This is a genomic window from Bacteroides sp. CAG:633 (assembly GCF_000435115.1).
Classification (GTDB): Bacteria; Bacteroidota; Bacteroidia; order Bacteroidales; family Bacteroidaceae; genus Bacteroides; species Bacteroides ndongoniae.
The window spans coordinates 63,621-84,943 of sequence record NZ_FR882971.1 but is presented as its reverse complement, the minus strand read 5'-3'; the positions used below and the strand labels follow the sequence as shown (position 1 = coordinate 84,943).

General features: G+C 49.2%; 17 protein-coding genes. 2 read left to right on the top strand and 15 right to left on the bottom strand.

The window, feature by feature from the left end; all coding sequences use genetic code 11:
* Nucleotides 1–95: 95 nt before the first annotated feature.
* The 8 genes from QVP67_RS01555 to QVP67_RS01520 all read right to left on the bottom strand — a co-directional run bounded on the left by QVP67_RS01555 (nt 96) and on the right by QVP67_RS01520 (nt 8,547).
* Nucleotides 96–1,802, bottom strand: a complete 1,707-nt coding sequence (locus QVP67_RS01555; RefSeq protein WP_022161808.1) for an acyl-CoA dehydrogenase family protein — start codon at nt 1,800–1,802, stop codon at nt 96–98.
* Between the two features lie 21 nt (nt 1,803–1,823).
* Nucleotides 1,824–2,675, bottom strand: a complete 852-nt coding sequence (locus tag QVP67_RS01550) for a tonB family domain-containing protein (protein ID WP_022161807.1) — start codon at nt 2,673–2,675, stop codon at nt 1,824–1,826.
* Nucleotides 2,676–2,695: 20 nt separating this feature from the next.
* Nucleotides 2,696–3,715 (bottom strand): electron transfer flavoprotein subunit alpha/FixB family protein, encoded by a 1,020-nt coding sequence (locus QVP67_RS01545; protein ID WP_022161806.1) that lies wholly within the window; start codon nt 3,713–3,715, stop codon nt 2,696–2,698.
* Between the two features lie 7 nt (nt 3,716–3,722).
* Complete coding sequence (locus QVP67_RS01540) at nt 3,723–4,628, bottom strand: electron transfer flavoprotein subunit beta/FixA family protein (RefSeq protein WP_022161805.1); 906 nt, start codon at nt 4,626–4,628, stop codon at nt 3,723–3,725.
* A 494-nt stretch (nt 4,629–5,122) separates the two neighbouring features.
* Nucleotides 5,123–5,764: an outer membrane beta-barrel protein gene (locus QVP67_RS01535; RefSeq protein WP_022161804.1), complete on the bottom strand. Its 642-nt coding sequence runs from the start codon at nt 5,762–5,764 to the stop codon at nt 5,123–5,125.
* Nucleotides 5,765–5,780: 16 nt separating this feature from the next.
* Nucleotides 5,781–6,404: a DUF4136 domain-containing protein gene (locus QVP67_RS01530; protein WP_022161803.1), complete on the bottom strand. Its 624-nt coding sequence runs from the start codon at nt 6,402–6,404 to the stop codon at nt 5,781–5,783.
* An 85-nt stretch (nt 6,405–6,489) separates the two neighbouring features.
* Nucleotides 6,490–7,050, bottom strand: a complete 561-nt coding sequence (locus QVP67_RS01525; protein WP_022161802.1) for a DUF4251 domain-containing protein — start codon at nt 7,048–7,050, stop codon at nt 6,490–6,492.
* A 306-nt stretch (nt 7,051–7,356) separates the two neighbouring features.
* Entirely contained in the window at nt 7,357–8,547 is a 1,191-nt protein-coding gene (locus QVP67_RS01520) for an aminopeptidase C (RefSeq protein WP_071149391.1), read from the bottom strand.
* Between the two features lie 97 nt (nt 8,548–8,644).
* On the opposite strand from QVP67_RS01520, the gene QVP67_RS01515 reads away from it, so the two are divergent.
* Nucleotides 8,645–9,505: a patatin-like phospholipase family protein gene (locus tag QVP67_RS01515; protein ID WP_022161800.1), complete on the top strand. Its 861-nt coding sequence runs from the start codon at nt 8,645–8,647 to the stop codon at nt 9,503–9,505.
* Between the two features lie 8 nt (nt 9,506–9,513).
* On the opposite strand, the gene QVP67_RS01510 is transcribed toward QVP67_RS01515, so the two are convergent.
* The 7 genes from QVP67_RS01510 to QVP67_RS01480 all read right to left on the bottom strand — a co-directional run bounded on the left by QVP67_RS01510 (nt 9,514) and on the right by QVP67_RS01480 (nt 19,996).
* On the bottom strand, nt 9,514–11,118 hold the full coding sequence (locus tag QVP67_RS01510) for an MFS transporter (protein WP_022161799.1): 1,605 nt from the start codon (nt 11,116–11,118) through the stop codon (nt 9,514–9,516).
* Complete coding sequence (locus tag QVP67_RS01505) at nt 11,115–12,185, bottom strand: HlyD family secretion protein (protein WP_022161798.1); 1,071 nt, start codon at nt 12,183–12,185, stop codon at nt 11,115–11,117. The genes QVP67_RS01510 and QVP67_RS01505 overlap by 4 nt, the downstream gene beginning before the upstream one ends.
* A gap of 71 nt (nt 12,186–12,256) precedes the next feature.
* Nucleotides 12,257–13,579 (bottom strand): TolC family protein, encoded by a 1,323-nt coding sequence (locus tag QVP67_RS01500; protein WP_022161797.1) that lies wholly within the window; start codon nt 13,577–13,579, stop codon nt 12,257–12,259.
* On the bottom strand, nt 13,560–13,988 hold the full coding sequence (locus tag QVP67_RS01495; protein WP_022161796.1) for a MarR family winged helix-turn-helix transcriptional regulator: 429 nt from the start codon (nt 13,986–13,988) through the stop codon (nt 13,560–13,562). The genes QVP67_RS01500 and QVP67_RS01495 overlap by 20 nt, the downstream gene beginning before the upstream one ends.
* 338 nt (nt 13,989–14,326) lie before the next feature.
* Nucleotides 14,327–15,673 (bottom strand): efflux transporter outer membrane subunit, encoded by a 1,347-nt coding sequence (locus QVP67_RS01490; RefSeq protein WP_022161795.1) that lies wholly within the window; start codon nt 15,671–15,673, stop codon nt 14,327–14,329.
* A gap of 12 nt (nt 15,674–15,685) precedes the next feature.
* Entirely contained in the window at nt 15,686–18,877 is a 3,192-nt protein-coding gene (locus tag QVP67_RS01485; RefSeq protein ID WP_022161794.1) for an efflux RND transporter permease subunit, read from the bottom strand.
* A 9-nt stretch (nt 18,878–18,886) separates the two neighbouring features.
* Nucleotides 18,887–19,996 (bottom strand): efflux RND transporter periplasmic adaptor subunit, encoded by a 1,110-nt coding sequence (locus QVP67_RS01480; protein WP_022161793.1) that lies wholly within the window; start codon nt 19,994–19,996, stop codon nt 18,887–18,889.
* A gap of 192 nt (nt 19,997–20,188) precedes the next feature.
* Between QVP67_RS01480 and QVP67_RS01475 the strand changes: the two genes are divergently transcribed.
* Nucleotides 20,189–21,103, top strand: coding sequence for a helix-turn-helix domain-containing protein (locus QVP67_RS01475; RefSeq protein ID WP_022161792.1), 915 nt, complete (start codon nt 20,189–20,191; stop codon nt 21,101–21,103).
* The last annotated feature ends 220 nt before the right edge of the window (nt 21,104–21,323 follow it).

Sequence of the window (21,323 nt, the reverse complement as noted above, 5' to 3'; positions counted from 1 at the left end):
TATTTTTGTGAATCGTTAAGTTGGAAAAGAGAAAGAGACTATTCCCTTTGGTCAGGAATAGCCTCTTTCTTATTGTATATTGGAATACTTTCCGCTTATTTGCGATAGTTTTCCAGCTCTTCAGCCTTGAACTTGCGGATGAAGTTGAAGTGTTTCTCAACTTCGGCTTCAGCGTAGTTGACGTACACTTGTGCTGACTGAGCGAAGAGTTCGGGAGCCTTTGTAGCATCCTGAATAATGAGTTGCGACATCACGCAGTCGGCAGCCATCTCGTAGAGGCGGCGTGCGGTGAAGTCGAGCAATTCCTGATTCTGGGCTTCCTTCACGGCATTGGTGCAAGCTTCCAGTTTGTTGGTCATTTCCTTTACACGGTCCATCAGCGGTTGCATGGCTTCGCTACACGGGATTTGTTCGTACTCGCGCAGGATAGAGGCATAAGTACCGTTTGTCACGTAGCGGATGGCAGCAACCGTTTGCAGCTGGGTAGTACCTTCGTAGATGCTGGTGATACGTGCGTCGCGGTAGATGCGTTGGCAAGCATATTCCATCATGAAGCCCGAACCACCGTGAATCTGAATACAGTCGTAAGCGTTCTGGTTGGCATATTCAGAGTTCATACCTTTGGCCAGCGGTGTGAAGGCATCGGCCATCTTGGCGTAGCGCTTCTGCTCCTGACGTTCTTCGGGCGTCAGCTTGCGTTCGCGGGCGATGTCATCCAGGGCTTTGTAGATGTCAACATAACGCGAAGTTTGGTAAAGCAGCGAGCGACCAGCGTCGAGTTTTGCCTTCATGGTAGACAACATGTCGTATACGGCAGGGAACTCGATGATGGCTTTGCCAAACTGCTTGCGGTCCTTGGCGTAGGCCAGACCTTCGTTGTAGGCTGCCTGGCTGAGGCCGACAGACTGTGCGGCGATACCCAGACGGGCACCATTCATCAGCGCCATTACGTATTTAATCAGACCCAGCTTGCGGTCACCGCAAAGTTCGGCCTTGGCATTCTTATAAACCAATTCGCAAGTGGGTGAGCCATGGATACCGAGCTTATTCTCGATGCGGCGTACGTCTACACCGCCGTCGCGCTTGTCGTAGATGAACATGGAGAGGCCGCGGCCGTCGTGTGTACCTTCTTCGGAGCGGGCCAATACGAGGTGCAGGTCAGCGTCGCCGTTGGTGATGAATCGCTTCACACCGTTCAGGCGCCAGCACTGGTTGGCTTCGTCGTAGGTAGCTTTCAGCATGACGCTCTGCAGGTCGGAGCCGGCATCGGGCTCGGTCAGGTCCATAGACATGGTTTCGCCGGCGCAGATGCGGGGGATGAAACGGCTGTGCTGGTCTTCGTTACCGAATTCGTACAGCGTTTCGATACAGTCCTGCAACGACCAGATGTTGCCGAAACCAGCATCGGCCTGAGCCACGATCTCCGCACACATGGTGTAGGGAGTGATGGGGAAGTTGAGACCACCGTAGCGGCGCGGCATGGTCATACCGTTTAGGCCAGCCTTCACCATAGCGTCGAGGTTCTGCTTTGTACCGCTGGCATATTCCACACGGCCGTTGGCACAATGAGGCCCTTCTGCGTCTACGCCTTCTGCGTTGGCGGCAATCACTTCGCCGGTAATCTCGCCGGTGATTTCCAATACTTTGTCGTATGAGTCCATAGCGTCGGCATAGTCCTGCGGCGCGTAGTCGTACTCATCCTTGTCTTTATATCCGCGTTCCTTGAGTTCGCAGATACGTTCCATCAACGGGTTGTTCAAGTGGTACTTGAGTTCCGGATGTTCGGTATAAAAGTTTGCCATAATTGTTAAAACTTTATTGTTTTATCTTGCAGGTGAAATGGAACACATTATATCCTTGATGAAGAAAAGTGTTTGTACAGGTTTACCATCTATCATACCTGGAGTGAAGGTTTGGCCTTCCAAAGCTGGTAGGACTTGGTCAAAACATTCTTCATTGAATTTTGGATCATCTGTACGAAGAATACACAGGTCTGTTACTTTTCCTTTTGGATCAATCCAAATGCCGATATCTGCAGTTAACTTATACAATTTATTGTCTGCCATATACTCTATCAGACCTTTAGAAAGCTTCATGTTGTGACTGATAACTTGAATCAATCCATTGATTCCGTTTGCATATTCAGCTCTCTTGTAGAAAGGTGTAAATTCGAGTGGAGTACCTTCAGCCGACAAAAAACTTCCCCCTTGGGAAACATCGTCTTTATAGATTTCCTGGCGTTTTGTTTTTCCGTTGGGGTAGAATTGTTGCAGCAATCCATTTAGCATGCCATCTTTGTATTGCCCTTGTGCCATGATTGCTCCGTCTGGGTAATAGTATGTTGCTAATCCGTTTCGGCGGTTATTGGTGTAGAACACAAATAGGCTATCCTGCGTACTGCCAGAGAATTTGTAATGTGTTTCTCCATGCAGTATACGAGAAGAGGCTTGTTTCTTGAATTTGCTGTACTCACTGCTTTGTGTAAGTTTCCCATTCAGTGTATAGAAAAATACCGTTGTCTTTTGTTTGCTTTCTTCTTGTACCAATGCGCATGAGGAGGCTTTGGCCTTTTTCTTGATAACATTTTGTTGTGCGTCAAGATAAAGGGTATCTTGTTGCGCCTGCATGGAAACACTGGCTAAAGCAAAGAAGAAAACTAAGAAAAGACGTCTCATGACTGCAAGATATATTGTGATTATTTACTGTTCTTCTTATAATACTTAATCATTTTAGGAATTACCTCTTCCACCGTTCCGTTGATGACATAGTCGGCGATGGCGTTGATGGGGGCATTCTCGTCGTTGTTGATGGAGATGATGATACCCGCATCCTGCATGCCGGCGATGTGTTGGATCTGGCCGGAGATACCGCAGGCGATGTACAGCTTGGGATGAACCGTTACGCCGGTCTGGCCAATCTGACGGTCGTGGTCGGCAAAGCCGGCATCGACGGCGGCACGGCTGGCACCAACTTCGGCGTGGAGTTCCTTGGCCAGTTCGAACAGCATGTCGAAGCCTTCCTTCGAACCCATGCCATAACCTCCGGCCACTACGATGGGAGCACCCTTCAGGTTGTGTTTGGCCTTTTCTACGTGGCGGTCGATGACCTTGACTACGTAGTCCGTTTCGGGCACGTACTTGGCCACGTCGTGACGGATCACTTCACCCTGATAGTCGGGGTCGAGGATTTCTTTCTTCATTACGCCTTCGCGGACGGTAGCCATCTGCGGGCGGTGTTCGGGATTGACGATGGTGGCCACGATGTTGCCGCCGAAAGCAGGACGGATCTGGTAGAGCAGGTTCTCGTACGTCTTGCCTACTTTCTTGTCCTCGTGGCTGCCGATTTCCAGCTGTGTACAGTCGGCGGTCAGTCCGCTGGTCAGGGCCGAAGATACACGCGGGCCGAGGTCACGGCCGATGACAGTGGCACCCATCAGACAGATCTGAGGCTTTTCTTCCTTGAACAGGTTGACAAGGATGGAAGTGTGGGGCAGGGAAGTATAGGGGAAGAGGCCCGGAGCGTCGAACACGTGTACGCGATCTACGCCGAAAGGCAACACTTGTTTTTCTACACCTTCGAGGCCGGTGCCGGCGCAGATGGCTTCCAGTTGGCAGCCCAGCTCATTGGCCAGCTTGCGGCCCTTGGTCAAAAGTTCGAGACTGACGTCGGCAACATGGCAGCCGTCCATCTCACAATATACAAATACGTTGTTCATAGTCTTTTTATCCAATCGTATGATTTGCAATCAGTTCTACAATCAGGTTCTCTACATCTGCGTCGCTGCCTGTCAGGGTCTTGCTCTCCTTGGCCTGGAAGACGATGTTCTCGATCTTCTTCACCTTGGTGGGCGAGCCGCTAAGACCGCATTGCTTGGTGTCGCCGTTGACGTCGGCTACGCTCCACTCTGTGATGTTCAGGTAGGGGCGTTGTTCGTACAGGTAGGCGTAGGGCAATTCGGGCAGGGCGTTGGGGTTGCAATGAGTGGCTGTCAGGGCTGCTTTCTCCTGTCCACCCATGGCACGTTTGTACTTTTGTACCAGTTTGGCATTGCGCGGACGGCAGGGAGCGGCGCTACCGTTTACGGTGAGTACGATGGGCAGCGGACCTTCTACGGTCTCCACGCCGCCGTCGAGGTGGCGTTTCACGCGGATGCGTCCGTCTTTCACTTCCTCAATTTCTTCTACATACGTTATCTGTGGCAAGCCCAGCTTTTCGGCTACTTGCGGGCCTACCTGTGCTGTATCGCCGTCGATGGCCTGACGACCGCCGACGATGATGTCATACTCGCCGATTTTGCGGATGGCTGTGGCCAGGGCATACGATGTGGCCAGTGTGTCGGCACCGGCAAAGGCGCGGTCGGTCAGCAGATAACCGCCGTCGGCACCGCGGTAAAGTCCTTCACGAATGATTTCGGCTGCACGTCCCGGTCCCATGGTGAGCATGGTGACGGTCGATCCCGGGTGTGCGTCTTTCAGGCGGAGCGCCTGCTCCAGCGCATTGAGGTCTTCCGGATTGAAGATGGCCGGAAGGGCCGCACGGTTGATGGTACCGTCGGCATTCATGGCATCCTTGCCCACACAGCGTGTGTCGGGCACTTGTTTTGCCAATACTACGATTTTCAAACTCATGATATTAAATAAATAATTAGTATAAGTATTTATCTTTTGTCGGAGCCAATGCCGGCAGGAGGGTTTGGGGCCTGTCCTGTCAGGATATGCAATTGGCTATCAGCTTGCAAATTTACTGAAAGTGTCGGGTTTGGCAAGAAATAGGAGCAGAAAATGCACAAAGCAGATGGAACTGAGCAATTTCTTTGGTTTCTTGTAGTACTCTGCTTGGTATATTTCCGGCGTTTGGCTTACGTCTTGGCTGCCGGGATGTATATCCCGGCGCGCGGGATGCACATTTCAGCACGCGGGATGTATATCTCGCGGCGCGAGATGAAACGTAAGTAAGGGAAAGAACATAGAAAGGCCACGCGTAAGTGCTACGTATGGTGGTAGTATGGGCAAGGCGGTACTGGCTTTGGATATGCAAAATGCCCGCCTTCCTCGTCAATAGGGGAAGTGCGGGCATTGCTTTAAAGGAATCTATTACTGGTTTAAAACAGTCGGACAGATGGTCAGAAGATGATACCGAGGCGGAATCCTGCGTTGTTCTGACCTTCGATGTCGCCGGTCAGTGTGGCCGTACGGTTGGTGGCATAGCTGTAGTAGCCGGCCAGGTGGAATCCCCAGTTCTTCTGCTTCGTGGGATAGATTTTCAGGCCGACTTCGGGCGAGGCATAGAAACCCCATGCCTTGTCGTAGAGGCCGCGTGTGCCGAAGTAGGTGGTGTTGCGGGCAAACATGGCTCCCAGCTTGGCGCCTACATAGGGGCACACTTGCGAGTGTGTGCAGAGTGCGTAGTTGACGGTGGCTCCGAAAGGCAACTGGAAGGCCGACCGTTGCTGGTCGGTCGTAAGGCTTTCGGTTGGCGAAAGTTGCAGTGTCTGCCGGCCGACGTATTGGTGATTGGTGTGAAACGATACGAAGGCACCCGCCGAAAGTCGGGGTGTGATGTCGTACAAGCCTTCGAAGTTCATTCCCCAGCCGCTTATCTTATCGGCAAAGTCGGTGTTCAGCGGGGCGTTCATCTGCCAGTCTACAATGAGGTGCGCCCTACGTTCGGGGTTGCATTGTGCGTTGGCTTGCTGGTTGATGCCCAGGATAAGGCAGGAAGCCAGCGTCAGGGTTTTCATCAGAGTTTTGATATATGTTTTCATTGTTTACCTCCGTTTCTTATTTGTTGGATTGGATATAGGGTGACTGTTCGAAAGCCTGTCCGATGGCATCGGTCATCAGCTGGATGTTGTACCAGGAGTTGTACTGGTAGCCCGAAGCGTTGGCGTACCAGATGACGGGCAGTTTGGCATTCTCGGTGCCATTGTCCGACAGGTCTATCATTTCCATCACCAGTGTGTTGGTGTCGTAGCTGTAGCTCACGGTGTAGGGGTAGTACCAGCCTCCCCACCAGGGACCCCAGTAGCCGTAGTCCCACCATCCATTCCAGTAACCGCCGCTTACGACGTGAGTGGTCTGTTCGATGTACGACAGCTGTACGCCCAAGTCGGCCTCGTCTTTCTGTTCGGGGTCGGTGATGCGTTGATATCCACGGCTGTTCATGGCGCTTTCGACGGCTTTAATCAGCTTTTGGGCGTTCTCGTCTTTCCAGTAGGTGGCACGGTAGGTCCCGGCTTCGAGAATACTGTCGGGCAGGAAGTAAGTTTGAAACTTGCCGAAGTCGGCTTCATTGTCATAGTCGGTGTAGACTACCATGTCGTTGTCCAGTTGGTCCATATCCGGATCTTTCTCGCATGACATTATGGCCAATGCCATGCAGGCCAATAACAAAATCTTTTTCATAATCTTCTGGTTTATTTTCTATGGTGAAGGAAAGCCCGTACGGATGGGGCTTTCCCGAATAAGTTTGCTTATCCGTTCTTCTGTATCAGAGGGAGCGTCCTTTGAATACGGTACTTTTCTCGATGGGCACGATGAAGCCGTTGAGCGTCATGCGGTTGGAGTTGAAGTTGGGGGTAATGTTTACGGATGCCTTATTACTGCCTTTGTAGAGCGTGATGTCTACGCGGGCTGAAATGCCGGTACCCATGACGTTGATGGACAGGTTAAGGTTCCCTTTCTTGTCTTTACGCAAGTCGTAGTCCGAGAAGCTGCCTTCTACCGTCACACCTCCCAGTCCGTTGGGACCGCTTACCGGTATGTTGAACGCCACCTGTACGACGGCTCGCTTGTCTTTGACGGATACGAAGTTGGTGTTGGAAGTCACGTAGGCGGTTTGACCGTATTTGAATACTACCCTGTCGGCTTCGAGGGTGAAGGCACGGTTTTCGAGTGCTTGTTCGGCTTCGACAAACAGCAGGCTGTCGATGTGCTCCTGCAATGCTTTCTTTTCGGCTTTCGTCAATTCTCTTTCTTGTTCTTGTTGTGCTGCGGCACTTCCTGCCAATAGAAGCAGGAACATTGTCATCATTAGAGTCAATTTTTTCATAATTCTGGTTTTTTAAGTTAGGCTTTATTTTTTGCTTGTCTGTTTATAAAACAAATTGAATCAGCTTTTACTGCTTAGTGTTTGATTAATAATGTTTAAGAACTGTTCTCTTTATCCTTTTTTAATCTTTGAACACTGCTGGAATGCTTTTTCCGGGATAAAGATAGCAAACGTTAACATAGCCGCAGTGCAGTAGTTGCCGAGCCGTACGAAAAGCGTGCTGAAGTGGTGGTGTATAGGGCTGAAAACAAAACGGGCCTCCACTTGGTGGAAGCCCGTTGCTGTATTAAGTCTGTTGTAAGTGAATTATTTGATTCCCAGTTTAGCCTTGATTTCGGCAGGCACAGCATCCTTGTGTACCAGGATGTTCATAGTCTTGTATGCTACGAAAGCTTTCGATGCATACCAGATGCCTTTGTACTTGCCGCTCAGTCCCCAAGAGTTCTTCACCATGAAATACTCTTTTCCGTTCTGATCCTTGGCAATACCGTAGATTACCATGCCGTGGTCGTCGGTAGTTTCCCAGTTGTCGAAAGCTGTCTGACGCATTTCCTGAGTAACATTGACTTCGGGCAGCGGTTTGCTGGTCAACTCCTTGCGCTTGTCAGCAGCAGTCATGCCTGTCCAGCGTGCCATGTCCGAACCGGTCAGTTCGGCACCGCGTGCTGCGTCGGGCATTACGGCGATACCGTCGCGGGTAAAGCCCTGTTCGCTTACGTCGCTACCCCAGGCAAAGGTGTAGCCTGTGCGGATGGCGTTGTCCATAACAGCCATCAGCTCGTCAATCGGCAGGTTGTAGGACAGACCGTTGCGCCAGTTGTCCTGGATTTCGATAGAGAACTGAGTGTAGAACGGATGGTGTGTGTACGAAGTCAGCGATACATAGTCGTCCGGATTGATGCCCAGGCTTTCGGCAAAGCTCTTCGGAGTGTATTGCTTGCCCTGATAAGTAAACGTTTCGGGGCATTTACCCAGATAAGTATCGTAGATGGCGCTGATGCCGTTCTTCCAGACCGGAGTCAGCTTGCTGAAGTTTCCTTTACCGATGGCTTGTACATAAGCTCCGGCTACGGCATCCAGTTCGTTGTGTACAGGCAGAGAGTCGCCGTACATGATGCCCGGCATGGCTTCCTGGGGTACAAGACCGTAATTCTTCATACAGTACATGATGTCGTAAAAGCTTCCGCCCGGCGAGAAAGAAGCATCGCCGTGGTAGCGTACGTAGTTAACTGCACGGTCGACCATCGTGTGGTGAACGACGAACATCTCGGAAAGGTCGTAAGTACCTTTGCCCAGACGCAACAGTTCGCTTTCCAGGAATCCGAGGCTGGAGAAGCTCCAACACGTGCTCGAACGGTTCTGGTTCTTGATACTGGTGATGGGGTTTTCTTTAACTGTGGTGAACACGAAACCCTCTTCTTTGGGTTCGGTCTTCTTCTTGGCCGACATGTCGAAGGCTACGAGAGCCAGTGCGGCAATGAGGATAGTTTTTTTCATCATGATTAAATTAGTTGGAAAATTCTGTTACCGATGGCAAAGATAGTGAGAATATCGCTAACAAAAGCTATCTTTGAGCGTTAATTCAAATGAATATATGAAGAAAACAATACAGATAGACAACAGTACGGGACTGGTGCTCGAAGGTGGAGGCATGCGTGGCGTGTTTACCTGCGGCGTGCTCGACAGCTTTATGGACCGGGGCATCCGTTTTCCGTATGTCATAGGGGTCAGTGCCGGGGCATGCAACGGACTTTCCTACATGTCGGGGCAGCGCGGAAGGGCCAAGTTCAGCAATATTGATCTGTTGGAGAAGTATCATTATATCGGTCTGAAGTATCTGTTGCGCAAGCACAATATTATGGATTTTGACCTGCTGTTTCACGACTTTCCCGAACGTATTCTGCCTTATGACTATCAGGCCTATTTCAACAATCCGGCCCGTTACGTCATGGTGACAACCAATTGCCTGACGGGTGAGGCCAACTACCTGGAAGAGAAGAAGAACAAGGAACGGGTGATAGACATTGTGCGTGCTTCGAGCAGTTTGCCGTTTGTCTGTCCGATAGCCAGGGTGGATGGCATCCCAATGCTGGATGGTGGTATTGTTGACAGCATTCCCTTGTTGCGGGCACGTGCCGACGGGTGTCGTAAAAACGTGGTTGTGCTGACTCGCAACCGGGGATACCGCAAGAAAATTCAGGGAACACGTGTGCCCCGTTTCATTTACAAAGAATATCCTTTGCTGCGTGCGGCCATCAACCGCCGCAGTCTGCTCTACAACGAACAGCTGGAACAGGTGGAAAAACTGGAAGAACAAGGCGAAGTCATTGTGATACGCCCCGTGCGGCCTGTTGAGGTAGACCGCATTGAACGCGACACTAAAAAACTTCTGGCACTTTACGAGGAAGGTTACCGATGTGGTATGGAACTCGAAGAAGTGACCTCGCATCCGTAAAAGGGGGCTTACACCATGTCTTCTCCCGTATGGATAACCGGCACGCGTACTGTTTTATGGAATGGAATGAAGCGCGAAACGATGGCAATGACCAGCGTAACGATAAAAAGCCATCCCAGAATATGCTTTAGTGCCAGCAGAGTGCCCTGTTGTTGCAATACGTTGTAGAGGGTATTTGTAGCCAGCTGCATAGCTTCGTCTATGCCATGCCCTTGTGCCAGACTGCTGCTTAATGTAGATTGCCACCGGGCGGCTGCCAACGGATCAGTGGCTGTGAGCGACTCGGACAGCTCTACCATATATTTCTGTTGCAGGTGGTAGAGCATGTTGCTGTAAAAGGCAGATGCGGCGACCGGCGTCAGCACCGAGCGGAAAAAAATGAGGAAAAAAGCATTCGACAACAGAAGTTTCGGTGGCATGTCCTCGACAGCAAACAGGGCGAAGGCTATGATAAGTGTCAGCATACCCAATCCGCGAAGAAACATCGGCAGGTAAAGCATCTCGTAGGTACTGTCGGGCGAGATACCGAAATAAAGCATCCCGAAAAACAGAGCAAAACAGGTCATGCCACCGGCTATGAGAAAACGAAACCGCCACCGTTGCCACCTGAACCACCAGAAACAGATGAAAGCTCCTAACATATAGCCCGGCAACAGCCAGATGTAGAGGGTATAGGTGTGAGTGGTGTCAACACGCAGAATGGTTGTCAGGTAGCTGGTGATCAGACTTGTGGAAGTACTGAAGAACATGACCATCATCATATAGAAATATCCTACAATGGCTTTCCACTGAAACAATGGCTTCAGGCTGACAAACGGATGTGAGGAATGGAACTGTTCCCAAAGAAAGAGGGCTATCAGCAGCGGAGCGATTACAATATAGATACAGATGCGGGTAGAGGCCATCCAGTCGAGCGTCTTGCCGTAAGTGATGACGTAGATAAGCATCAGAAGGCCGGTAGAGATGATGAGCATCTCGCGCGGATGCAGTTCTTTCCAGGGAATAGGGCGCGAAGGACGGTCCTGACGGAAGAACAGAATGACAGCCAGGATGGCCACCAGCAGAAGCAACATCATGAAGTAGTACATGTATTTCCAGTCGTAATGATAGGCCAGCAGGGCCGTGATGACCATCGAAAGTTGCCCGCCACCGAATACCAGTGGATAGAAGTAGGCATAGAATTCGCTTCGGATGTCTTTCGGGCTGAAGATGAACTTGATGCGCCGGATAATCCAAAGCATGAGGAAGCCTTTCAGAAATCCGATGATGAAGCTGGCGGCTATCAGCAATTCGATGTTGGCCTGACGGGCACAGAACCAGCTGAGAAAGAATTGGAGTGTAAGGTCGATGAGGAGCAGCGATTTGCCAGACAATGCTCCCAGAATTTTGGGTACGATGGGGTAGGCTATGGCCATGCCTGCCGATGCAGCATAGTAGCCGATGGTGATGTCTTCGGTGTAGACGCCCAGCGTGTTCGATACTTCTACCATACTGCCGGTATACGTGCCGTTCAGCATGGCGATGGGCAGCATGATCAGAAAGACGGTGGCTACTGACAGACGGTCGGGCACCCATTTCCGGGCAGGAATGTCAAGTTCGCGTGCTGTTTTCATTTCTTTCGTAAGGCTTCGGTTTCTACCATCATGCCTGCCCGGAGCAGGCTCATGCTTTTTTCGTCCACATCGTCCAGGTCGATGCGTACGGGGATGCGCTGCTGCACTTTGACAAAGTTTCCGGCGGAATTGTCGGTAGGTACGAGCGAGTACTTCGAACCGGTTGCTTCGGAGATGGCTGTTACATGTCCGTGAAGAATGCGATTGGGCAGGCCGTCTACTTTGATGCGTACGGGTTGTCCTATGTAGATGTTGGCAATCTGGGTTTCACGATAGTTGGCAGTAATCCATTTGTCCGACTGACGTACGATGTACGAAAGTGTTTGTCCGGCACTGACGTACTGGCCCGGCTCCAGTGTGCGTCGTCCCATATAGCCGTCGTAGGGCGCGGTTACTACCGTGTATGAAAGGTTCAGATTGGCCAGGTCGAGGGCTGCTTCGGCACGCAGGATTCCCGCTTCAGCATTTACATGCTTCTTGTTGGCTTCGTCGTATTGCGAATTGGCTGCTTCTTTCTGACGTAAGAGGGCATTGTAGCGGGCACGGGCAGCGTCGTAGTTGGCTTTAGCCTGGTCGAACTGTTGTGCGGGGACGGATTCTTCCTCTAACAGACGTTCGTAGCGGTGATAATCTTGCTCGGCTTGCCACAGTTTGGCTTGCGCTTCGGCCAGATTGGCATCCTGCTCGGCGATATGTGTGTGCGAGGTTCGAATGCCCGAGGCCAGTACGTCGCGTGAACCTTGCGCATCGAGCAGGGAGGCCTGTGCTTCTTTTTGGCGAATCAGGTATTCGCGGTTGTCGAGTACGACAAGTGTATCGCCTTTGTGTACAAACTGGTGTTCGGTGAAGCGTACTTCCTGAATGTAGCCGCCTACCCGGATATTTATGGGTGCGATATACTGATCGACAAAGGCGTCGTTGGTTATTTCGTAATTGATGTATCTCCAGAAATAGTTGGCGGTCCAGGTCAGTCCGGAACCGGCTATGAGGATACATATAATATTAAGGATGATGTTGCGCCGCTTTTGGCGTTTCAATCTTCTATATTTGGCTTGTAGTACAGACATGGTGGTTATGGATTGGTTAATGAAATTAGGTAATGGATGTTTCGGTCTGTATGTTCCCGATAGCTCGGTAACTATAATGCTCCCACTGCACGTTGCAGTTCGTAATAGGTGTATACGACTTGTGTACGTGCTGTTGTGAGTTGCAGTTCTGCGTTCAGGCGCAGGTTGTCGGCATCGAGCAAGTCGGTTAGAATGGCCAGCTGGTTCATATAGCGGTTTCGCATGATGCGGTAGTTTTCTTCGGCTTGCCGCACCGAGAGCTTCAGGGCTTCCACGCGTTCGGTTGCTTCGCGATGCTTCAGCAGTGCTTTTTGTATGGTCATGCGTATGCTTTGGGCTTTCTGCTGTTCGGCATTGCGCATCAGCAATACATTCTGTTGGGCCTCTTTCAATTTATGCTTGTTGCGATAGAGTGCCGACAGAGGATATGAAAACGAAAGCCCGATGTTCCAACTGTTGTTGTACATGTCGGCCAGCGTACGCGATACGGGTCGGGCCAGCGTGTTCGATGCAGTCAGTGACACTTGGGGCAACTGTTCGGCACGTGTCAGCCTGATGCTGTTTTCTGCCAGTTCGGTTTGCTTGCGCAACAGAAGCATGGAGGGATCAGTCTGTTCGGCCTGTTCTATGTAGTCGGCATACAGACCTGTATTGCATTCGCGGCTGAGCAATGCCGTGTCGGGGAGCAGGAGCAAGTGTTCGTCCAGTCCCAACAGGATGTCCAGCTGTTGCGATACAATCCGGATGTCATTCTCCGTCTCTGTTACGGCCAGGCGGTCGTCGGTTAGTTGCATTTCGCTACGCAGCACATCATTGTTTGTAATGATGCCTTCGTCCTTCATGCGTCTGATGTCTTTCAGTCTCCGTTCCGATTCTTCAATGTTGCGGCACAGTACGATGTGTTGTTTGTACAGGCTGAACAGGCTGAGGTATTGTTGTAGCATAGCCAGCTTGATGTCCGCTTGGTCGGTAGCTGTTTGCAGTCTGGCTATCTCTTGCTGAAGATCGGCCTGTCGGATGCCATATTTTATTTTGCCGCCTTGATAGATAGGTTGGCTGAAGTCTATGGCATAATTTTGCTGCCAGTCGGGCGATTCGGGATGTGTAGGATGGCTCAGTCCGTTTTTCCATACGACAGGCTGTCCTAAAAAGCCTCCACGTAGTCCGATGCTGATTTCGGGCAGGCGGGCAGAGCGTGCAGTCCGTGTCCGTTCTTCGGCCATTTGTTCTTTCAGACGGTCAGCGACCAGTTGGAGATGCTGGCGGGTAGCCTGTTCGAACAGTTGGTCGACGTTCAGATAGAGCGTATCGTTCGTAGCTTGGGCAAAGGTACAGGCGGGCACAAGTAGCAGGCATCCGATTGCGGCAAACAGTTTAATACGTTTCAATGGCATGTTGCAACTCTTTTAATAATTCATCGGTCTGTTTGAGTTTCTCGGTTCCGAGTATCTGTTCCAGCCGTTCATAGTAAGCCGTCAGTACGGGGGCAATCCATTGGTGGAATTCTTCACCTTTTTCGGTGAGATATACAAGCTTGTTACGGCGGTCTTTCGGATCTTCGTGCCGGCATACGTATCCCTTGCGTTCCAGATTCAGCATCAGGTTGGTCAGGCAGGCCTTGTCTTTGGCCGTGCGGACGGCCAGTGTCTGCTGGCTGATGCCTTGTTCGCTCCACAAACAACTCATTATTTGCAGCATTTCGAAAGTGATACCCGCGCCACTTTGTTTCAACAGCTTTTGCATAGCCTGTCGCGAGGCCATACGTGTCCGTATCAGTTGCAGAATACAATCTCTTGATGTCATAAAACTCATTCTTTGGAGGGCGCAAAGGTAGTATATCTCTGGTAAATAGTCAAATGTTTGACTATTTTCTTTGGGAAGCAGCAAGAACTTGATGGCAGGCTGGTAGTGGAGATGTTGTTTCCCGTTGTGAAGAATTGGAGTACAGAAGAGTCTATGAATCAGTTTTTTATTTCCTGTCTGTAGAATGAAATCAAGGAATAGAAAATCCCCCGACGCGGTTCCCTGCTTTTATTGAGTGATATAGACAAAGAGCATGAAGAGAGATGCCGGAAACTGGTCGGGGAATGGGCTGAGTAGTTTTGCCGAGGGCATTATCGTATCTGTCCTCCACCTAAGGCCTAGTAGAGGTTGATAAGACTTTGAATTTCTTTAAACCGGTTGGCGGTTTGTGATAACTGGGCTGACAGCAGGCTTTGACGTGCAGTGAGCACTTCTAGGTAAGTCGTATTACCGTTTTCCATCAATAGGGAAGTGCCGTTATAGGCGCGTTCCAATGCATCGATTTGTTGCCGGTAGTTGTCTTTCTTCCGTTTGCTGGTCTGGTAAGAGACAAGAGCGTCATTTACTTCGGTTCCTGCGTTAAGCAACTGTTGCCTGAAGGCCAGCAGAGCTTCTTCCTGTTGTGCCTTGGCTATCCGGCGTTTGGCTATCAGACTTCCCCGGTTGAACAATGGCTGGGTGAGCGAAGCTAAGGCAGAAGCAATGAACTTGCCGGGATTGGTTATCAGTCCGCCAATGGAATTGGTCCATCCTGCGCTTCCACTAAGCGTAATGGATGGATAAAAAGCAGCATTGGCTTGATTGGTAACATAGAAAGCCTGTTCCAACTGCCGTTCGGCCATACGTACGTCGGGACGTTGTGACAGCATTTGCAAGGGGATACCGGTACTTAGCTTTGCCGTAAACTGTTGTTCGGACAGCTTGCCACGCCGGTAGCTTTGGGGAGTCTCGGCTAAAAGCAGTGAGAGACTGTTTTCTACCTGGCTGATTTGTTCTTCCAGGTCGATAACCGAGTTCTTGACCTCAAGGTGGGTGGCCTGCATTTGTGAAACGGCTGTTTCATCGGCCAGTCCGGCCTCCATCAATGCTTGTGTGGACGATACGGTTTCTTCCCAGCTCCGGGCTGTCTGGCGGGAGATTTCCAATTGCTCGTCGAGCATTAACAATGTGTAATAAGTATTGGCTATGTTGGCTATCAGGTTGGAGTAGACGGCTTGTCTGTAGTCTTCGCTTTGGGCATAGGCTGCCTGAGCCTGTTTCTTTGCATTTCGCAGTTTGCCGAAAATGTCCAGCTCCCAGCTTGCCGTAACAGGCAGGGTATAGGTGCGCGAAACCTGGCTTTCCACTGCACTCAGACTTCCTTGAGGCCCAAGTGCAAAGGAGGGCAAAAAGGCAAGTTTGGCAGAGAGCAACGATGCCTTTGCCTCTTCGATACGCAGTCCGGCGGTCAGTACGTCGGTATTCTGTTTCAGTCCCCTTTCGATGAGTTCCTGCAGGTGAGGGTCGCTGAAGAAATCGTGCCAGTCAATGTTGGCTATACTGGCCGTATCGGCAGACAAGTCTGTAGCTTCTTCTCCGTACAGGCCTTCGGGGACAGATGCTTGCGGTTCGTATTTGGTGTATATACCGCAACCACTCAAGAAGAGTGGTGCGATTGCTATAAGGATTTTCTGTTGTATGTTCATAATAATCTCAGTTTACTTTTCTGTATTGAAGGCACTTTTTTCTATCAGTGTCTTTTCTTTCTCGTAGATGATTTGTGCATCGGGTTCTTTATGCATCGGGCCACGCAGTTTTTCCTGCAAATATTCGAAGACGATAAAGAAAACGGGGACCACGAAGAGCAGTGCTATGGTTCCGATGAGCATACCGCCCACAACACCTGTACCCAGCGAACTGTTTCCGTTAGCTCCGGCACCGGTCGAGAACATCAGTGGAAGCATTCCGAAAATCATGGTAAGAACAGTCATAAGGATCGGGCGGAAACGTGCTTGTGCTGCCGAGTAGGCTGAAGAAATGATTCCCATGCCTGTACGTCGGCGTTCCAACGCATATTCTGTAATCAGAATGGCTGTTTTGGCTAAAAGTCCGATCAGCATGATGGCTCCTGTTTGCAAGTAGATGTTGTTTTCAAGTCCTGCAATGCGGGCAAAAAGGAAGCTTCCCATCAAGCCAAAAGGAACGGACAGTATGACAGCCAGTGGTACGAGAAAACTTTCGTAAAGACATGTCAGGATGAGGTAGATGAGAACGGTACAGAGGGTGTAGATAAAAATAGTCTGTGCTCCACCGCTGTTGGCTTCCTCACGGGCCATACCGCCATATTCGTAACCATATCCTGAAGGCAATATCTGTTCTGCCACTTCACGGATGGCTTGTTGGGCTTCACCCGTAGAATAGCCTTCGGCTACATTGACATTTACATTGATTGTATTGTAAAGGTTGAAACGTTTGGCTATTTCTGCACCAAGTACGGTACGCAGTGTGACAAACTGACTGATAGGAGCCATTTCGCTGCCATTGCGTACGAACATGTTGTCTAATGCATGTTGGTCAAGACGGTTTTGCGGCGAGGCCTGAATCATTACACGATATACTTTTCCGAATTTGTTGTAATTGGAAACATACGAACCACCACAGTAGGCTCCCATCGCATTGAGTACGTCGTTTGGACTGATGCCGGCACGTTTGCATTTGGCGGCATCTACATCGACGGCTACCTGGGGAAAATTCATGGCATACGAAGTGTAGGCCATGGCTATTTCCGGTCTTTGATTCAGTGCACCGATATATTGCATGACTGATTTGTAGAAAGGTTCCATCTCACCGCCGGTTTTGTCTTCCATATAGAGTTCGATGGAGTTACCTGTACCATAGCCGGGAATCATGGCAGGCTGGAAACAGAATACTTGTGCTTCTTTGATGGCGCTGAACTGGGCATTCAGCCGTTTCATTACAGCATCTACAGTGTGTTCTTTGCCTTTTCGTTCATCCCAGTGGTACAGACGGATAATGACTGTACCATACGAAGTGCCCTGGCCGGAAATCAAACCGAAACCTGTGGTGCGTGAGTAGTGCTGGATTTCAGGAGTAGCCTTCAGTATTTTTTCTACTTTGTCCATGACTTTATTGGTTTCGACCAATGAATTACCGGGTGATGCGCTGATATTGATCATCATGGTTCCCTGGTCTTCTTGGGGTACGAGACCGGTCTTGGTGGTTGCCATCAGATAAACCAGCAATACACAGGAAATGCCCAATGAAGACCATACCATCCAGCGGTGGCGGAAGAAGAACATCAGTCCTTTTTTGTACTTGCCCAACATGGCATTGTAGGATGCGTTGTAGACTGCCCGTACCCGTCCGTTGAGGCTTCGTGCGCTTTTCTGTCCGTCTGCAGGTTTCATCATCATCGCACATAAGGCCGGACAGAGTGTCAGGGCGTTCAGACAGGAGATGCCGACTGCTACAGCCATGGTCACACCAAACTGAGTGTAGAACACACCTGAAGTACCTCCCATAAATTTGACAGGGATGAATACGGCCATAAAGACGCATGTACACGAAATGACAGCCATGGTTACATCGTTCATGGCATCTTTGGTAGCCAGATAAGGAGAACGGTAACCGACGTCAAACTTTGCCTGCACAGCTTCTACTACAACGATGGCATCGTCTACTACCGTACCAATAGCCAATACTAAGGCGAACAGAGTCAGGATATTGATACTGAATCCTGCGACAGACAGGAAAGCAAATGTTCCTATCAGCGAGACAATGATGGAAATCGAAGGAATAAGTGTGCTCTTGAAGTCGTGCAGGAAGAAATATACCACGAGGATAACCAGCAGTATGGCAACAATCAGTGTCTCGACCACATTGTCGATAGATGCGAAAAGGAAATCGTTGACACTCATCATGGAGAGGAAGTGCATACCTTCGGGCAAATCTTCAGCCAGTTCATTCAGCAGCTTGCTGATTTCTTCATTTACGGCTGTAGCATTGGCACCGGCAACCTGATAGACCATAAACATGACTCCTGGCAGTCCGTCGGCTTCGCCATGAAAGCCGTATGATTCACGTCCCAACTCTACCTCGGCAATGTCTTTCACGCGGAGTACCGATCCGTCAGCTTGCGAACGTATCACCATATTTTCGAACTCTTCCACTTCTTTCAGCCTTCCTTTGTATTTCATGGTGTATTGGAATACATGGTCGGAGTTTTCGCCTAACGAGCCAGTGGGCGCTTCGATGTTCTGTTCGCCCAGTACGGCTGTAATGTCAGAAGGTACCAGACCGTATTGTGCCATTTTCTCGGGCTTCATCCAGATACGGAGGCTGTACGTATTGCCCAACAGTTGCACATCGCCTACTCCCTGAATACGTTTGATCTGAGGGATGACGTTAATATCCAGATAGTTGGACAGAAAGTTCTCGTCGTAGCGTCCGTCCGGACTGATGAGGCTGTTGATTTGCAGGTAACTGTTCTGTCGTTTCATGGTGCTTACACCGATGGCCGTTACTTCGGCAGGTAGCAGGCCTTGTGCTTCGGATACGCGGTTCTGCACGTTAACGGCTGCCATATCAGGATCGGTTCCCTGTTTGAAATAAACCAAAATTTCGGCTGTACCGGCATTGGTGGCTGTGGAGGTGATGTATATCATGTTTTCTACACCGTTGATGCTTTCTTCCAGTGGCATGATGACACTGTTCATCACAGCATCGGCATCCGCTCCCGTGTAGGTAGCATCTACCTTGACTGTAGGTGGGGCAATGTCCGGATATTGTTCTACCGGTAGGGTATAGAGTGCTATAAATCCGACAATAAGTATCAGAATGGATATAGACATGGCCATAACCGGCCGTTTGATGAATATGTTTCCTTTCATAAGCGTCTGTTATTTTACTTGGGTTCCTTCGCGGATCATACCTGCTCCGCTGGCAATGATTTCATCGCCTGATTTCAGTCCTTCCACTACTATGTATTCTTTTCCATCGTTTACCGGGGCTACTTTGATGAGGGTTGATACCGCTTTTCCATCTACTATTTTGTAGACTAACAGCTGGTCCTGCAATTGTACGGTTGCTCCTTGAGGAATGACAATGCAGTTGGTATAAGTGCTGGGAATGAGAATGTTGCCTGATGCTCCACTGTGCAGCAGACGTTCTGGATTGGGAAATACAGCGCGTACGCCTACAGTGCCGGTAGACTTGTCGATGACTCCGCTGATTGATTCGATTTTTCCGCTTTCTTCGTAGAGCGAACCGTCATTCAGCTGTAATTGTATGGCAGGCATCTTTTGCAGGGCATTTTCGATGGTGCCGTATTGTCGGGCCAGTGACAGCAGCTGGTTTTCGGTCATGGAAAAGTAGACGTACATGTTTGAATTGTCGGACACAGTAGTCAGTGGCTGGGGCATACTCGAACTGACCAGTGTACCTACCCGATAGGGTAGCATGCCTACTACACCGTTGCTTGGACTTTTTACTTCGGTGTACGAAAGGTTGTTTCGGGCATTCACTTCCTGTGCCTCGGCCTGTGCCAGCTGTGCTTTGGCAGTCAGGTAAGCGTTTTTGTTGGTTTGCAGGTTGAAGTCGGAAACCACTTTCTGTTCGTGCAGCTTTTGACTGCTTTTGTAGGTAAGTTCTGCGGTGGCCAGGCTGGCTTTTGCCACTTCTACATTAGCTATAGCTGTTTGCAAAGCTGCTTTGTAGGGCACTTGGTCGATGACAAACAGCACTTGTCCCTTGTGTACAATATCGCCTTCGGCCACATTCAGTTTCTCAATGTATCCTGATACTTGCGGATAAATATCGATATCTTGCATACCTTCGATAGAGGCGGAATAAGAGGTTGTTATCTCTTTTTCAGCATTGGTGCTGATGGTGGTGATACTATATTCCTGTTGAGATTGTTTCTGTTGTTCCGAATGGCAAGCAGCGAAGATACCCATACTGCTGACTAAAGCAACAAGCCGTATTCGGTTTTGAAAGTTTTTTGTTGTCATATTACTCTTTTTAAAAATTTGCGCAAAAGTACTTTCTTGCATTTTATAAGTGACAACGAATTTTCTTGCAGATATATTGTATTTTCTACTTATATAGCTTAAAAAGAAACAAATATGGAAAATAGAATATATCTGGTGGAAAATGAAATATTGGATATATGACAGAATTTTCCATCTTTGCCGAAAAAATAGATGGAAGAAAATATTAAGTATATCGACATTAAAGCACTTAAATTGTATAACGAGCATGGAGGTTGTGTAGATGATTATCTCTTTATGACCGATAATTTGGATGATATCATGCAGGGGGATAAAACTGTTAAGCTAAAAGTGTTTATGATGTTGTATTGCATAGAAGGGGAGATAAGGTTGGAGTTGAACAATATAACATGCCGGTTAAAGGCTGATGATCTGTTGGTCAGTCTCTCGAATATGGTGATGAGTGAGGTGATGATATCTTCGAATTGCCGGGTGAAGATTATTTGTTTTTCTGGCCGTTTCATACAAAGACTTACACAAACCCAGAAGTATACATGGAAGTCCTTCCATTATTTGCATCGGAATCCGGTCAAGCATTTTAATGAGGACGAAAAGAATTTGTTTTCCAGATATTTGGAACTGATTGAGAAAAAGACTGCTTTGAGCACTGATCCGTTTCAGAAAGATATTCTGTTATATTTGTCGTCTGCGTTTTTTACAGAACTGATAGCTGCTGTCAGTCGGAAAATGTTGTGTCTGGAAGAGAAAGGCGACAGACGTGTCAATCAGCCGGACTTTATATTCAAGCGCTTTATGGAGGCTTTGGCTGCCGATAGTGGCAGACACCGGACTTTGGAGTATTATGCCAATCAATTCTGTTATTCTCCCAAATACTTGTCGCGTATTATCAAACGTGTGAGTGGAAAGAATGCCTTGACATTAATTCATGATAATGCTATAGAGCATATTATACAGGAATTGAAATTTTCCAGCAAAAGTATCAAGGAAATAGCAGCAGATTTTGAGTTTTCCAATGTATCTTTTTTTGCTCAGTATGTGAAAAAGCATTTGGGTGTTACGCCTTCCGAATACCGAAATAATAATTTTGTCCAGGAAGCGGGCATGTAAATCAGGAAAAAACAAGGTGCAGCTTCCGGAAACTGTCTGCTGATATAGTTGATAAAACAAAAAGCGCTAAGTTAAATCAGGAAAAGAAAAGGCGGAAATAGAGAAAAAAAAGTGCACCAGTTATTGCACTCATAGTGCAATAGTCACTGCACTGTCAATGCAGTAGGTAGTGCACTCGCAGTGCAATAACTGGTGCACTGATGATGCATAAGCTGGCATT